Source organism: Paenibacillus sp. P4_A7 (assembly GCF_056402455.1).
In genome coordinates this window covers 1-15,169 of sequence record NZ_JBFUHJ010000109.1, presented here as the reverse complement: position 1 = coordinate 15,169, position 15,169 = coordinate 1, and the positions used below count along the sequence as shown (strand labels likewise).

12 protein-coding genes are annotated in these 15,169 nt (G+C 44.6%); 10 read left to right on the top strand and 2 right to left on the bottom strand.

Annotated features, from left to right (window positions below):
• A partial coding sequence (locus tag AC1DWN_RS15370; RefSeq protein WP_477559776.1) for a DUF4317 domain-containing protein occupies window positions 1-1,094 on the top strand: 1,094 nt, incomplete at its 5' end.
• Window positions 1,095-1,621: 527 nt separating this feature from the next.
• On the opposite strand, the gene AC1DWN_RS15365 is transcribed toward AC1DWN_RS15370, so the two are convergent.
• On the bottom strand, window positions 1,622-1,855 hold the full coding sequence (locus AC1DWN_RS15365; protein WP_477559775.1) for a hypothetical protein: 234 nt from the start codon (window positions 1,853-1,855) through the stop codon (window positions 1,622-1,624).
• 820 nt (window positions 1,856-2,675) lie between these two features.
• On the opposite strand from AC1DWN_RS15365, the gene bioA reads away from it, so the two are divergent.
• The 6 genes from bioA to bioC are packed head-to-tail and all read left to right on the top strand — an operon-like array spanning window position 2,676 to window position 8,619.
• Window positions 2,676-4,031, top strand: a complete 1,356-nt coding sequence (gene bioA / locus AC1DWN_RS15360; protein WP_477559777.1) for an adenosylmethionine--8-amino-7-oxononanoate transaminase — start codon at window positions 2,676-2,678, stop codon at window positions 4,029-4,031.
• Window positions 4,028-4,768: a dethiobiotin synthase gene (gene bioD / locus AC1DWN_RS15355; protein WP_477559774.1), complete on the top strand. Its 741-nt coding sequence runs from the start codon at window positions 4,028-4,030 to the stop codon at window positions 4,766-4,768. Before bioA ends, bioD begins: the two co-directional genes overlap by 4 nt.
• Complete coding sequence (bioB, locus tag AC1DWN_RS15350; RefSeq protein ID WP_477559773.1) at window positions 4,765-5,763, top strand: biotin synthase BioB; 999 nt, start codon at window positions 4,765-4,767, stop codon at window positions 5,761-5,763. Before bioD ends, bioB begins: the two co-directional genes overlap by 4 nt.
• A 36-nt stretch (window positions 5,764-5,799) precedes the next feature.
• Entirely contained in the window at window positions 5,800-6,978 is a 1,179-nt protein-coding gene (bioF, locus tag AC1DWN_RS15345; protein ID WP_477559772.1) for an 8-amino-7-oxononanoate synthase, read from the top strand.
• A complete protein-coding gene (locus tag AC1DWN_RS15340; RefSeq protein WP_477559771.1) occupies window positions 6,975-7,775 on the top strand; it encodes an alpha/beta fold hydrolase in 801 nt (266 codons plus the stop codon). Before bioF ends, AC1DWN_RS15340 begins: the two co-directional genes overlap by 4 nt.
• Window positions 7,756-8,619 (top strand): malonyl-ACP O-methyltransferase BioC, encoded by an 864-nt coding sequence (gene bioC / locus AC1DWN_RS15335; protein ID WP_477559770.1) that lies wholly within the window; start codon window positions 7,756-7,758, stop codon window positions 8,617-8,619. Before AC1DWN_RS15340 ends, bioC begins: the two co-directional genes overlap by 20 nt.
• A gap of 41 nt (window positions 8,620-8,660) precedes the next feature.
• Here the strand turns inward: bioC and AC1DWN_RS15330 are convergent, their stop codons facing one another.
• Entirely contained in the window at window positions 8,661-9,491 is an 831-nt protein-coding gene (locus AC1DWN_RS15330) for a helix-turn-helix domain-containing protein (RefSeq protein WP_477559769.1), read from the bottom strand.
• A 114-nt stretch (window positions 9,492-9,605) separates the two neighbouring features.
• Between AC1DWN_RS15330 and AC1DWN_RS15325 the strand changes: the two genes are divergently transcribed.
• The 3 genes from AC1DWN_RS15325 to AC1DWN_RS15315 all read left to right on the top strand — a co-directional run.
• Window positions 9,606-11,858: an FAD-dependent oxidoreductase gene (locus tag AC1DWN_RS15325; RefSeq protein WP_477559768.1), complete on the top strand. Its 2,253-nt coding sequence runs from the start codon at window positions 9,606-9,608 to the stop codon at window positions 11,856-11,858.
• Between the two features lie 84 nt (window positions 11,859-11,942).
• Window positions 11,943-13,484: a response regulator transcription factor gene (locus AC1DWN_RS15320; protein WP_477559767.1), complete on the top strand. Its 1,542-nt coding sequence runs from the start codon at window positions 11,943-11,945 to the stop codon at window positions 13,482-13,484.
• Window positions 13,485-13,519: 35 nt separating this feature from the next.
• On the top strand, window positions 13,520-15,169 hold a 1,650-nt coding region (locus AC1DWN_RS15315), incomplete at its 3' end, for a cache domain-containing sensor histidine kinase (protein WP_477559766.1).

Here is a 15,169-nt window from a genome sequence, read left to right as displayed (position 1 = left end):
TTCTCAACGTGTATATTATGAAGGATAGCAACGAGGTCTATCATTGGGAGCGCCAGGCGTTTGCTCTGGTGGATAGAGAGAAGCAGGAGCTGTATATGGGGAATTTCAAAAAACTACTGACCGGAGAATTGGATCAGAAGTTGTTCGAGTTGAAGTTTCAGGAGGAAGCAGAGGATCCAACGCGAGTGCTGCTTCACCAAGGTTTGGCGACAGGCGATCCTGAAGAATGGAAGGACCTGATGCTGCTGTTGGTGGATAAAATGTTGGTGGATGCCAAGTATGAACAGGATACAGTAGTCACGTTCGTTCGTGGACAGTATTTCCGGCCGACCAAGGGCAGAAATGAAGAAGCTGAAGAGAGCGGGAAGGACGAACTGTTCGCGCATCCGTTCATTCTATGCAGCGTGAATTCCACGGAGAAGCAAAAGAAAACTCTCTTGTTCGATTATGTGGAGAGGGAATTTAAGTACAATGTCATTGTAGATCCGATTATCAAGTTAAGTTCGCCGGAGCACGGGTTCTTTTACCCTAGCGTGACGGATAACTATTCCGATGTGAACCGCATTCTGTATTGTACGGCAAAATCGAATTATCCAGATCCGCACTTCATCGGACAGGTCTTAAATGCCGAAAGATCCATGACGGCAATGGAAGAGAGGGCTATTTTCGAAGACATCGTGAAGGAAGTGGTGGGCGAACAACTCGACGTAGCCACTCTCGCACAGGTGTACGAGGAGATCCACCAGGTAATCGAAACCAACGAAGATGAGGAAGAACCCCCGAAGTTGGATTATAAAGATATGGAACGTGTGCTGACAGTAAGCGGCATAGAGAACGTGACGACGGAAAAAGTGGAACGCGCGTTTCAAACGATCGTCGACGATAGGAACTATGAAATGAAGGCAAGCAGCGTTATGCCGAAATTCACTTCAAAATCGATTAAGATCGATACAAAGGTAGCCTCGATTTCGGTCAGCCCGCAGGATTTAAAGTATGTGAGACAGGTGAATTATCAAGGGAAACGATGCATCCTGATTGAGATCGACGAAGATGCCGTAATCGAAGGATTTACGCTCAGTACAGAGACGTTATAGACTCAGTTGACAGCGTTGGTTGATGCGGTTGTAGCCTTTGAATAGGTCGGCGCATAATGTGTTCTTGAGGGAAAGAAAATATTAAAATAAGACAACAGCGAGGAGAGGAGATCGTCTTGCTGGAAGATAAGTCACCGGGATGGTGCTCATCGTATAAAGTTTGTTCACACTGTCTACTCGACACACGTTGAGTGCGTGTCGCAGATAGTTTTGAAGAACGATTAATCAGAAAAGCTGGAAAATAGGTAAATGATAGGGTGTCCGTGGTTATCTACATCAATACGTTTTACGAATTGATGTAGCATCTCCACTGTTAGATGAATTAGAGGTGAATAACGACTAATCAAGTTACGCAGGATATCCAAATTTCCAATAACAATCAAATTTCTTCCTCATCTTTTTATAATTTCACCACTAATATTCCAATCACTGTGCATTCGCATCTCTGCTGCTGTAATATACATCCTGATTACACAACTAACTTCTTCGGGAACGAAGGCAGAATGGACGGATGCGTAAAGAGGGTGTTAGGTGAACTTACTACCTTCTTCGAGATTACTAAGTCTTTTTATATCTGTTACACTTATTAATTGTCCCTTAATATCTCCAATTTTCTCTTTGGTTTTATGAGTAATGTCGGTTGAGACAATTTCACCAATTACTAAGTAATTCACATCTAATTCCGGAAGGTTCTTTTCCATTCCAAATAACGTATATTCATTTCCTTCAAAAGTCTCGAATAAAGCTTTATAAATGTACATATTTCTCTTGTTTAACCCACAGACTATTTATTTCTTCTATATTTAACTCATTGTGTTCCATCATGAATCGCCAATCATTAGAGGAAGGAAAATAACTAATTGAATCTTTAGTGTAGAAATCTAGTTTTTCTTGATTCAAATCTTCTTCATAGTTATCATCATGTTCAGAAATTACACATATATTCTCTTCTCCACATTTCTCTGTATGAAAAGCCAAGAATTTAAAAGAATCTATGATGTCAAAATTCCCCCAGCCCCATGCCTGGCGAGAATAAAAGCCACCAATTCTATTACACTTCTTGCACTTCCACCTCTTTTTCAGAAATTACACATAACATCTTATTTACAAACTTCATAAAAATACCTTAAGTGGGATATTCGTGAAACAATTGAACTATCCTGCCTATAAAATATAATAACAAGTTAAATAATTTTTGGAAAAATAAGATAAGTGTTCTCTTGAAAGATCTTTTGAAACTCGCTGTCGCAACTAATTTTTATTTTGAAGTAATAGATGTTCAGAAAATTCTATTTAAATATTGCTTCAAACCACTTTCTAAAGTGGTTTTTTTTATTGTCTCAGTAGATTTCTATCCTCGTTTTTGACTCTTAATCCACCGCTTGAACAATGCTAATTTACGGTCGAATCGTATTTATCTAGTTAAACCGTTTGAAATGGATTTGAAAAACTTCTGCAATGATTATCTTTACAGGAAAATTTATGTCTGCTAAACTAGCTACATTCTATTGTTAACCAAAATAAATAAATATAGGTTAACAATTAAAATTATTTAGCTAAAGGTGGTAACTTCCTGTGACTATGCATTATGAACGACTATCTGCCATCAATAAGCAATATTTATGGCATCCTTTTACTCAAATGAAAGACTACAACAACTCCGATCCTCTAATTATCGAACGCGGTGAAGGAATCAAATTATATGACGTTAATGGGCGTGATTATTATGATGGCTTTTCCTCGGTGTGGCTTAACGTTCATGGGCACAACGTCCCTGAGCTAAATCAGGCGATCACAGATCAGTTAGGACGAATTGCACATTCTACTCTTCTTGGTATGGCTAATGTGCCCGCCATTGAACTTGCAGAGAAATTGGTAGAGATTTCACCCGAAGGGTTAAATAAAGTGTTTTACTCTGATTCTGGTGCAACGGGTGTTGAAATTGCGGTCAAAATGGCGTTTCAATATTGGAAAAACAAAGGACAGGAGGGTAAAACAAAGTTTATTACGATGAATCAAGCGTATCACGGAGATACAATTGGTGCGGTTAGCGTAGGTGCGATTCCACTGTATCATGATGTGTTTCGTCCCATGCTCTTTCCTTCGTATGTCATTCCATATCCTTATGCCTACCGCTATGATGGCGGTGAAGAGGAAGTAAAGGAAGCTACGCTAATGGCGTTGCGTCAATTACTCGAGTCCAGTGCAGATGAAATCGCAGCTCTTATTGTAGAGCCGATTGTTCAAGGGGCTAGTGGCATCATTATAATGCCAGAAGGCTGCTTACAAGAGATGGCAGCACTATGCCGTAAGTATGGTGTACTGTTCATTGCAGATGAGGTGGCGACAGGTTTTGGGCGGACGGGTGCTATGTTTGCTTGTGATCTTGAAGAGGTATCACCTGATTTGCTGGTCATCGGAAAAGGCCTTACAGGCGGCTATTTGCCCGTGGCAGCGACGCTTGCGACAGACGAGGTGTACAACGCCTTTTATGCAGATTACGAAGAGCAAAAAACATTTTTCCATGGTCATTCCTTCACAGGTAATCCGCTCGGCTGTGCAGTTGCTTTGGCTAGCTTGAAGCTGTTTGAAGAGCGTAACATCATTGAAGGAGTACGATCAAAGGCATCATTCGTAGAACGTAAACTCGCAGCTTTACATAATTTTCGGCATGTCGGTGACATAAGACAAAAAGGACTGATGATTGGAATTGAGCTTGTGCGCAATAAGGTTACTCGTGAACCGTATGATTGGGCGGAAAGAATCGGTGTTCGCGTAACCCAAAAGGCGAGAGAGCTTGGCATGCTTACGAGACCGCTTGGCAATGTTGTCGTATTCATCCCGCCACTAGCTAGTTCTGAGGGTGAGCTTGATGTGATGACTGATATTTTGATAGAGGCTATTCTCAGCGTGACTGAAGGTGAGTCCACCCTATGAGGTTGATGCGTGGAGTATTTGTGGTCGGAACGGACACTGGCGTTGGTAAAACCATTGTAACTGCGGCACTCACTGCAGCCCTTCGCGCTGAAAATAGGAATATCGGTGTTTGGAAGCCTGTCCAGTCCGGAGAATTGCTTGGCAGTGGAGCAACTGATGCTGAGCGTCTACTACAATATACTGGACTAAATGAGAAGCCGGAGGCGGTAGCGACATTCACATTTCAAGCCCCGCTTACGCCACTGCTCGCAGCCAAACAAGCGGGTGTGACCTTAACATTAAAGGGGTTAGCGGCTGCTGGCGAAGACTTATTATATCGTTACGAATCGCTGCTTATCGAAGGGGCAGGGGGCGTAGCTGTGCCTCTAACCGATGATTTTTTAATGTTGGATTTAATAACTGAGCTTCGGATTCCGGCTTTAATTGTAGCCCGTTCGGGTCTTGGAACGATCAATCACACGCTCCTTACAGTAGCTTATCTACAGCAGCATGGGGTCCCGATTATAGGCTTTATTTGCAACGATGCTGAATCAATGGAGAGGTATGACGACCCGAGTGTGACAACTAATGCAGCTCTAATTGAGCGTTATAGCGGCATCAAGTTTCTCGGACATTTCCCCTACTTGAAGGACGAAATAAATTCAGCGTTGCTGATTCAAGTGGTTCGAGAGCAAATTCAATTGCAAACGATCGCGCGAGCATTAACCATTCAAACAAATAGAGGGAGAGCGAAATGACAATAAAGAAATCCAAAATAGACTGGTCGTTACTCGCTGAGAAAGCACTATCGGGTGAGTGTTTAACTGTTAAAGAAGGGCTGGCTGTGCTTGAATCAGATAACGATGACATACTGAACTTGATGCAAGCTGCTTTTCAGGTCAGAAAACATTACTACGGCAAAAAAGTGAAACTGAACATGATCATTAATGCTAAAAGTGGACATTGCCCCGAAGATTGCGGTTATTGCTCACAGTCCATCATATCGACGGCACCCGTTCAAAAATACACCCTGCTCGACAAAGAAACGCTTCTTGCTGGAGCTCGTGAGGCTATGTCACGAAAAGCAGGAACCTACTGCATTGTAGCTTCAGGGAAAGGCCCAACGGAAAAGGAACTGGACCAAGTCGTAAATGCGGTTGAAGAAATACGTGCAACGATGCCGCTGAAAATATGCGCATGTCTCGGGATTTTGAAGGACGGTCAAGCCGAACGTTTAGCCGAAGCAGGTGTACACCGTTACAACCACAACTTGAACACAAGTAAAAATAATTACTCATCTATTACGACTACGCATACCTATGAACAGCGTGTTGAAACCGTGGAAAAAGTAAAAGCATATGGTATGTCTCCCTGCTCTGGTGTAATTATCGGTATGGGTGAAAGTAATCAGGAAATAGTTGAGATGGCTTATGCGCTCCGTGAGCTCGATGCGGATTCGATTCCGATTAATTTTTTGAATGCGATTCCTGGAACTCCATTGGAGGATGCAGGGCGCACCCCGGCTCTGAAAGGGCTTAAGGTACTGGCATTGTTTCGATTTATCTGTCCGTCAAAAGAGATTCGTGTTGCAGGAGGGCGCGAAGTTAGTCTCCGTACATTGCAGCCATTGTCGCTATATGCTGCCAACTCACTTTTTGTAGGGGATTATTTAACGACTACAGGTCAAGATATATCAGCAGATCATCAGATTATTGAAGATTTGGGTTTTGAGATTGAGTTAAATGCTCTTTGAAAATATAAATGAACTCCTCTTAAGGTGGTACGGATCATGAACTGGATGGAAAAAGAACTGGCGTTCATAGAAGATGCCTCGTTAGAACGCTGTTTACGTGACAGTGCTCCAGCCTTGCAATTTCCTGGTTATACGATGAGAGGAGGACGTTTGCTGCTTAATCTAGCCTCTAATGACTATCTAGGATTAGCTCAGCATCCTTCAATTATTGAAGCCATGCGCCAAGCTCTTCTTAATGAAGGATGCGGAGCAGGAGCGTCACGTCTTGTAACAGGTAATCGCTTGTCTTATAGAGGTCTTGAAGAAAAGTTGTCACATTGGCAGAGGAGTGAAGCGGCACTTGTTTTTGCAAATGGATATATGGCTAATTCCGGTGTTATAAGCGCGGTTGTGGGTCGGAATGATGTGGTTTTCAGTGACCAGTTTAACCATGCGAGTATTGTTGACGGTATTGTATTGAGCCGCGCAGAGCATGCTCGGTACCGACATAATGATATGGAGCATTTGGAGGCTTTGCTCATTAAGCATCGTGATAAAAGGCGAAAGCTGATTGTGACGGATGCCGTATTCTCCATGGTCGGCGATGCAGCTCTCTTATGTAAGCTGGCTGCGCTCAAACGCAAATACGGAACGATGCTGATGGTTGACGAAGCGCACAGCGGGGGGATTTACGGGGAACAAGGTCAGGGACTTTGCTTTGCCCTTGGTCTACAGCATCAGGTGGATATACATATGGGGACATTCAGTAAATCGTTTGGTGTGTATGGTGCCTATGTTTGCGGTAGTCATACATTAATTCGCTGGCTAATTAACAAGGCTAGACCACTCATCTATTCAACGGCATTACCGCCTTCCTGGGTAACGGGTATTGCAGCATCACTCTCCTTAGTCCAAGCTGATCATTGGCGCCGTGAGCGCCTCTTCTCGTTAAGTAGGCTGTTTAGGTCTTCACTTATGAATGCTGGTTTTGATGTCGGTTGTGGCGAGTCTCCTATTGTACCGGTGATTGTTGGTGAAAATGAAGTGGCCCTTCGTTTCAGTGAAGCACTTGAATGGAAAGGGATAGAAGCGGTAGCCATCCGGCCGCCCACAGTTCCTAATGGTACAGCACGCATTCGCTTCTCCTTATCGGCTGCCCATAAAGAAAAGGAATTGATGAATGCAGTCGAAATAATCTGTACAATCGGACATCAGTTAGGAGTGATCCGTTCATGAATGCAGTGGAAAAAATTCCCATGAAAATGGAGAGTACGTCATCGAGTGGTGTTATTTTGTGGCTAACTGGATGGAGCCTGCCTGATACTATTTTTAATCAGCTTCGCGAGTTATTGCCGGAATACGCCCATGTTTCTGTGGAATATAACAATGCGGACTCTCCAGAGAATATGCTTCATATCACAGAAGCCGCAGTTAGGAAGATCCGAATTGCAGATGAAGCAGGTTGCAGCGATAGGCGGTTTCAAGGACCGATACTGATCGCAGGCTGGTCACTAGGGAGTTTGTTGGCGCTGAGACTAGCGGCTAATCGTTACGCTGATGGTCTTGTGCTTTTTGGCGCAACAGCTCGTTTCACTCGTCCCAAAGAAGAAAGTGTCCTCGGCATATCAGATACCTACGTTCGTCAGATGATCAAAGCAATCTCGAAGGATCAGCATTCTGTTGAAACGAATTTCAGGCCGTTCATGTTTACGGAAATAGAATGGGAGATCGGTCTTGCTGCAACCCTTCCCCCAATCGGTAGTTGGTCAGCACCAGCTCTAATTGCAGGCCTTCAGATTTTACGAACCGAGGATTGCATGTCTAGATTGCCGAATATTACTTGTCCTGTTCTTCTTATTCACGGGACTGAGGACAAAATTTGTTCTTACCCTGCTGTTTTGGAGCTCAAGGATCAGCTGCCTCAAGCAAAGTTAGTTACAATACAAGCCTGCGGGCATGTGCCCTTTCTGGAAAGGGAGGTACATATAGCTGAAGAATTAAGGAGATGGTGGCATGAACAACAGCAGAATTAGTACGATTCAACGTCAGTTTAATCGTAGTTCCATTTCATATGATACGCATGCCCATGTTCAGCGAACAATGGCTGATCAGCTTGTAAAATCTCTCAAAGGATGGGGAGGAAACGGGTTCACAGATGAACCTAACATTCTTGAAATCGGTTGTGGAACCGGAGCTTTAACCCAATTGGTAGTGCAGGAAAGGCCAAGTGGGAATCTGACTGCACTTGATATTGCACCCGAGATGATTAAACTAGCTGAGAGACGTGTCCAATTAGCAAATGATCATCAGAGCACCAGAAAGAGTTCACCGGATCGTATACGTTTTATTCATGCGGATATTGAAAGTTGGGCGGCTGATCCTCCAGCTTCCACTTACGATATCATCGTCTCGAACGCCTGTTTTCAATGGCTAAGCAATCCTGAGGATACGCTCGGACATCTTCAGCGAATTTTGCGGCCTCGAGGATTATTGCTATTTTCCACATTCGGTCCAGATACATTCAATGAGATGCATAGGTCATTTCATGAAGTTTATCGTGCGTCCGGAATGGAGCCGCAACGTCACGGACTGTCGTTTCATTCGCCGCTCCAATGGCAGTACATGCTTGAGCAATCAGGATATTCAAATATTAACTATAAACGTACTATTCATATGGAAAAGTATGCTTCCGCGAGGGATCTTCTCCATTCGGTTAAAGCAATGGGAGCCAGTACATCAGAAGCCGTAACCTTGAAGGGGCAAAGTTTACGACTCTTGTTCACCAACATGTATAAGGAATACGAAGAAAAATTCAGAATAGTGGGAGGGGTTGCTGCTACCTACGATCTCTTAATTATCCAATCGAGTAAGAACTGATTACGTTTGAATAATAAAGCTAAAGCTGATGCCACAACGAACTATACCCGGTTCATTTTCCTGTAGGCAGAGGGACTGGTTTTCAGTATTTTAGTGAATACACGACTCAAATAAAATCCGTTGTTGAAGCCGCAGGCCTGCGCAATTTTCTCGATGGGAAGCTGGGTGTCGATTAGCAATGCTTTTACTTTCTCCAATCGGATATGGCTTAAGTAGCGAGAGGGCGTCATTCCCTCACTTCTGCTAAATCGGCGGCTAAGCTGCACGGGACTAATTCCGAGCTCGGATGCCAGGTTTAGCAAACTCATATCCCCGAACCCGTATTGCTGAATGTACAGCTTCGCCTGCTCGATCAATGGGTCTGTCGGTTCATTATCCTGATCTCTAATAGGAACCTCTGACTGCTGACATAACCGCCAAATATCATTTAACGCATGATTTTGCCAATAGTGTTTCTGTTCAAGCCCTTCATCGAAATGCTGCTTTAGAAATCTCAAATTATCAGCAAGCCGTTCCATATGACCAATAATCAGCTTGTAGGCTGATGAGTCTAATTGAAGACGGACTGCATGCTCGTCCTCATTCCTCTTAGTAAGCTCCTCCTGTACAGAACCGAAAGAAAATCCAATAAAGTGAAACGATAGCGAGTTTATGACACTGCGATGAAAGCTAAGTCCCGGTGGACAGACGATCACATCGCCCATTTGGGCTATTCCCTTAGCATCGCCTATTTGGTAGGAAAAGCTGCCTCCCTCAACAGCAAAAAGCACCCAATGATCATAGACGTCCACACTGAGTTGAAACTTCTCTTTATGATTCCAAAAAACATGATGTGAAAGAATGGGGAAAAGATTGGCGTTTTGAATAGTCATTTCTGTAAGCCTCCGCAGTGAAATAAAGTATATGCTTTTATGATAGCGTAGTGCATGTTAAATAACGACCCCCTCGTATAAGATGAAATTAAATTTATGCTTGGGGGGATTTATATGAAGCTTGAACAAGTAAAAACTGATATTACCGTCATTGGCGGAGGATTGGCGGGCGTATGTGCTGCTGTGGCAGCTGCCCGTCTGGGACAAACCGTGTCGCTCATTAACAACAGACCTGTACTCGGAGGTAATTCTAGTAGTGAAGTAAGGGTGTGGGTGTGTGGCGCTACGGCACATGGAACGCAGCGGTATGCACGGGAAACGGGCATAATGGGAGAAATGTTCGTGGAGAACCAATACCGGAATCCCGATGGTAATCCTTATTTATGGGATCTTATTGTGCTCGAGACCGTTCGCGCGGAGCAAAACATTCGATTGTTCCTAAACACAGACGTGCATGAGGTAGAGGCTGATGGACAGGAGGATAATCGGATTATTCATTCCGTTACGGGATGGATGATGGGATCGGAGCGGAAGATTCGATTTGAAAGCCAAATGTTCATCGACTGTACCGGGGATGGACTTGTAGGTTTTCTTGCTGGCGCCAAATACCGAATTGGCCGTGAAGCCAAGGAGGAATTTAACGAGGATTGGGCACCAGAGATAGCTGACGACATTACACTGGGCAGCACGCTTCTCTTTTATACAAAAGAAGCAGACCGTCCAGTTAAATATATTAGGCCTAGCTTTGCCAAGGATATCACGCAAACGACGATTCCAATGAAGCGAGTTATCCGCAGTGGTGATTCAGGCTGCCACTATTGGTGGATTGAATGGGGAGGCGAATTGGATACGGTACATGATAACGAACGAATTCGCGATGAGCTCTGGTCGGTTATTTATGGCATCTGGGATTATATCAAAAATTCAGGAAACTTCGATGCCGATAATATGACACTGGAATGGATCGGATCGATTCCAGGTAAGCGGGAATATCGCCGTTTTCAAGGTGACTACATGCTGAACCAGAACGATATTATCGCGCAGGAGCCTTTTGATGACCGGGTAGCTTTTGGAGGCTGGTCCATTGACCTCCATCCGCCGCAAGGAATGTATTCGACGGAAAGTGGCTCGAAGCATTTGTACCCAGACGGAATCTACCATATTCCATTCCGAAGTCTGTATTCCAACAATGTTAACAATTTGATGTTTGCAGGCCGTGATATTAGCGCAACTCATGTTGCCTTCGGCACGACAAGGGTAATGGCGACTTGTGCTGTGATTGGGGAAGCGGCTGGCAGCGGTGCTGCTTTATCCGTTCAAAAAGGCATATCTCCGCGAAAGCTGCACCGCGAACATATGAATGACTTGCAGCAGATCATGCTGCGGCAGGATGCATCAATTATCGGAATGGCAGGAGACGACCCGCTTGATCTGGCGAAATCAGCACATATAACGGCATCAAGCACGATGAATAAAGTAGCTATAACAAGCGCTTCATACACGCATCAGCTCGAAAAGGATCTCGGCATTTTGTTTCCTATTGACCCGGCTCTTGAATCGGTTGAGCTGCTGTTGGATGCAGCAAGGGCCACGACGCTTGAGGTGGAGCTCTGGCATACGGGCAAGGGAGAAAATTATGTGCCAAAGCAAAGGATTGCAGCGGTTTCTAAGACAGTAGCTGAGGGGAGCGATCAATGGGTCAAGCTGGATCTGTCTTGGCAGCCGGATGCAGCTTGCAATGCTTTTATAATTATAAAGGCAAATGAAGCGATTGAGCTTCACGGTTCGGATATGTCGCTGACTGGTATACTGTGCTTCGAGAAGGGACCAAAGCCGATTGTTTCCTCCGACCTTGAGGATCATCAGCCGGATCAACCCGTATCGCAATGGAGTATGCGTAAGTGGAATCGTCGTCCTTTATGCTTKAAAGTAACACCAAATACCGAGGCATATACGGCGAAACATGTGACGGACGGCTATATCCGGCCATTTGCCGGTCCACACCTTTGGGTGTCCGAAGAAATGAACGTGGGCAAGCCTGAATGGATACAACTTGAATGGAAAGAAGAGAAAAGAATCGCCGAAATTCATCTAACCTTTAACGACGACGTCAATGAAGATTTAATCAATTTGCACCATCATCGCACGAATTTCGATGCTATACCTGAGGTTGTGCGCAGCTATCGGATTGAGGCACTCATTCAAGAGGAATGGGTTGAAATTGCAGGGGAACGGGATAATCACAAACGCAAAAGAGTGCATATGCTCGGTCGAGAGATTGCATCCAAGCAAATCAGATTATGGATTGACGGAACAAATGGTGGTCCACGAGCGGAGGTTGCCGAAATTAGAGTATATGCTCTATAATTAGCTAAACGCATTGATAACGCTTTCAATTCATCTCAATTAAGAACCTGATATCAGSTTCTGAGATTTGAAAGGAGGGGAATCATGGGATTGAAACCACTAAGCGTTCTGATCGTCGATGATGAGATTCCTCTAAGACAGGAGCTTCGGATTTTTCCATGGGAGGAATGCGATGCTGTATTAATTGGCGAAGCCAGCAACGGCTTGGAGGCTTTGCAGCTATGCGAAGACTGTACGCCGGATGTTGTGATCACGGATATAACGATGCCGATTATGGACGGGATCACACTCATACGGGAATTGAGAAAACGATATCCTTCTATTCAAATTATACTGCTAACTTGTCACAGTGATTTTCATTATGTGCAAGAAGCGCTCCGCCTTGGAGCGCTTGAATATATTTTAAAGGTGTCGATGGAAGAAGAAGAGTTAAAGCAAGCGATGGACAAAGTAAGAGCTGTTATCGTCAAGGAGCGAATTGCTCAGGAGAATGAAAAAAGGGATAAGAGGCTGCTGCAATCCTCGTTATTTGGCAAACTGCTGCTTGGACAAGAGCTGGACAGCTCTGATTGGCAGTCGATTGTGGTGAATGAGGAGTCCCCCATTTTATTGGTACGCTTGATATTGGATGCTCCTCATTCAACATATGTGCAGGAGAAACAGCGAATCGAGCAAATGCTGTCCGAAATGGAAAGTTCTGATTCGAATTGGTTAACATGGCTGACGATACGAGAGAAGGAGTATTTTGTCCTTATAGGTACTCCGCTTCCTACCGAGTCGGTAATACAATCCCTTAGTAAGGTCGTACAAACCTTGACGGAGCTGATGCAGCGTGATTCTTCTTTGTTCAATTATAGAGCATCGGCACATGCCATTATCAGTCATCCGTTCTCGACTAAAGAAGAGCTTGGGCTGTCTCTTGCTTATTCCACCGAATGGAAGGACGCGCTTTTTTATGATAGTTCCTTGGAAAGCCAAGTGCACGTTGGCCATCCATTGCCTTTAATGGACCTGACGGATAAGAAGGCTAAGGAAATGAACGAGCTGCTAAGAAAGGCTTGCTGGTCCACTGCTAGTTTAAGAGACTGCTTGCAGGGCGAGTTTATCAGTTGGTGCCTGAAGAATCGAATCAAGCAGGAGCAGCTTAAGGAACGAATGTTGAATTGGCAGGTAGAATGGATCAAAGTACAGGAAGGTGCTGAGCTTGATGGCGCTAGCATTGCGGATTTGATGGGGGCACATACCTTGTCTCAAATGGTCGCATGCATTAACCGTGATATCACTGTAGTAGAGCTGGGTAGAACGCGCTCGCGCATCGAGATTCGTTCAGCCGTACAATGGATAAAAGACCATATGCAGGAGCCAATCTCACTACCTCATATTGCTAATCAGGTAGGACTTAGCCCGCATTATGTCAGTAAATTGTTTCGCGAAGAAACAGGGAGYTCAGTCAATCAGTATATCACCCGGCTTCGCATGGAGAAGGCGCTTGAGCTGCTGAGGCATACGAATAAGAAAGTGTATGAAATTGCGGAAGAGGTCGGAATCCCTAGCTACCGCTATTTTACCGTTACGTTTCGGAATTGGACCGGTGTGTCCCCTTCAGATTATAAAAGGCATAGTTAACTGCACGAGAGACTAAGCGCGGGGGAATGGGAAATATGTCGAAGCTGTTTAATTGGTATGCTAGCCTTGGACTAGCTACCAAGCAGTTTATCTATTTATTTATCGTAACTCTGCTGCTGTTTCTGGTGCTTGCATGGCGCAATCTCCATGAGGCTGAGAGTATGCTTAAGAATCAAGTGATTCGCGATGCTGAACTGCTCGTGAGCAGAACGAATCAATATATTGATGCCAGCTTGGACAATGTGGAAAATATGCTGCTGCTGCTCTCAACCCGTGAGGATTTGCTGGAGAAGGGAAATGAACAGGCAGCCATCGAAACGCTGCGCAAATTCGCTGGTTATAACAATTCGATAGCCAAGATGTTGTACATAATTCGAGCTGACGGTGATGTTTTTGCGAGCACACAGGTTTATTATGAGATTATTGGCAATCCCCACTTGAAGGAGCTTTATAAGCTAGCGCTTCAGAACTATTTGGCCATTAATGTCAGTGAGCCTTACTATTCACCCATGTCCGGTCATACGCTTGCCTATGTATTGCCGATTACGAACGCAAACAAACAGGTGCAGGGAGTTGTCGTTGTCGAGTTGGATCTGAATTTGCTTACGGAACGAATTGCTCCTATGATCTATCAATCTTATGTTTTATTTTCGAAAGACGGAAATGTCATTAATCGATTGGATTCACGTGACAAGCTGCTTCCCTTTCAAGAGGCTTCCTACCCGCCAAATCTTCAAGAAGGATTTCGGAAACAACTCGTTACACTTAAAGTTGGTGTAAGCGGGATAGAGGGTAATTCCTTGAATCCACTGGTAGCCGTGAAATCGACGAAAAACCGTTTGGGCTGGACGCTTGCAGCTTTTATCGAAGAGGACTATTTCTACCAGGACCTACAGAAGCTTAATAACAACTACCGGACAGCTAGTATGATATGGATCGTCGTGCTACTGCTAAGCGCGTATCTTCTCAGCCGATCCTTTACACATCCAATCCGCAGGTTCGTCGAGAAAATGGATCGGCTTGACGATCTCCAGGTAGTGGCGAAGCTACCGGTTACGCGGAGGGATGAGATAGGAAGGCTGACCCAAAGCTACAATGCCATGCTGGAGCGGATCCAGAGCCTGCTTCAAAAGACGAAGTCGGCGGAGGAGCAGAAGAAGGAATATGAGCTGAAAATGCTGCGAAGCCAAATCGCGCCTCACTTTCTATATAACACTCTTGCTTGTATCAGCAGTCTGGCTAAACAGCAGCGAATTGATGAGGTTCGCGATACGATCCGCTCATTGGTCAAGCTGCTAAGCTTTAGTTTTGACAAGCAATCGGAATATGTCTCGTTGGAAGAAGAGCTGGAAGGATTGCGTATGTACATGCACATTCAACAGGTGAGATATGGAGAGCAATATAAATATGAGCTAAATATCGATCCTAGCCTGCTGCATTACCGGATTCTTAAGCTTACCCTTCAGCCTCTCGTGGAAAATGCGTTGTTTCATGGGATAACACCACATAATGGAGGCTTGATAACGATAAAAGGAGGACTTGAGAAGAGTATGCTGAGGCTCTATGTCCGGGATGACGGCATAGGCATCTCACGAGAGAAGATTAGCAAGCTGCTGCAAGACAATCTCGAGCAGGAGCGATCAATGTACAGATTTACTGGCATTGGGCTGCGGAATGTTCATGAC

What these genes read in the sequence shown, in the direction of transcription:
- AC1DWN_RS15365 (WP_477559775.1), bottom strand. Translation starts at nt 1,855, where the DNA reads ATGTACATTTATAAAGCTTTATTCGAGACTTTTGAAGGAAATGAATAT.
- bioA (WP_477559777.1), top strand. Translation starts at nt 2,676, where the DNA reads ATGCATTATGAACGACTATCTGCCATCAATAAGCAATATTTATGGCAT.
- bioD (WP_477559774.1), top strand. Translation starts at nt 4,028, where the DNA reads ATGAGGTTGATGCGTGGAGTATTTGTGGTCGGAACGGACACTGGCGTT.
- bioB (WP_477559773.1), top strand. Translation starts at nt 4,765, where the DNA reads ATGACAATAAAGAAATCCAAAATAGACTGGTCGTTACTCGCTGAGAAA.
- bioF (WP_477559772.1), top strand. Translation starts at nt 5,800, where the DNA reads ATGAACTGGATGGAAAAAGAACTGGCGTTCATAGAAGATGCCTCGTTA.
- AC1DWN_RS15340 (WP_477559771.1), top strand. Translation starts at nt 6,975, where the DNA reads ATGAATGCAGTGGAAAAAATTCCCATGAAAATGGAGAGTACGTCATCG.
- bioC (WP_477559770.1), top strand. Translation starts at nt 7,756, where the DNA reads ATGAACAACAGCAGAATTAGTACGATTCAACGTCAGTTTAATCGTAGT.
- AC1DWN_RS15330 (WP_477559769.1), bottom strand. Translation starts at nt 9,491, where the DNA reads ATGACTATTCAAAACGCCAATCTTTTCCCCATTCTTTCACATCATGTT.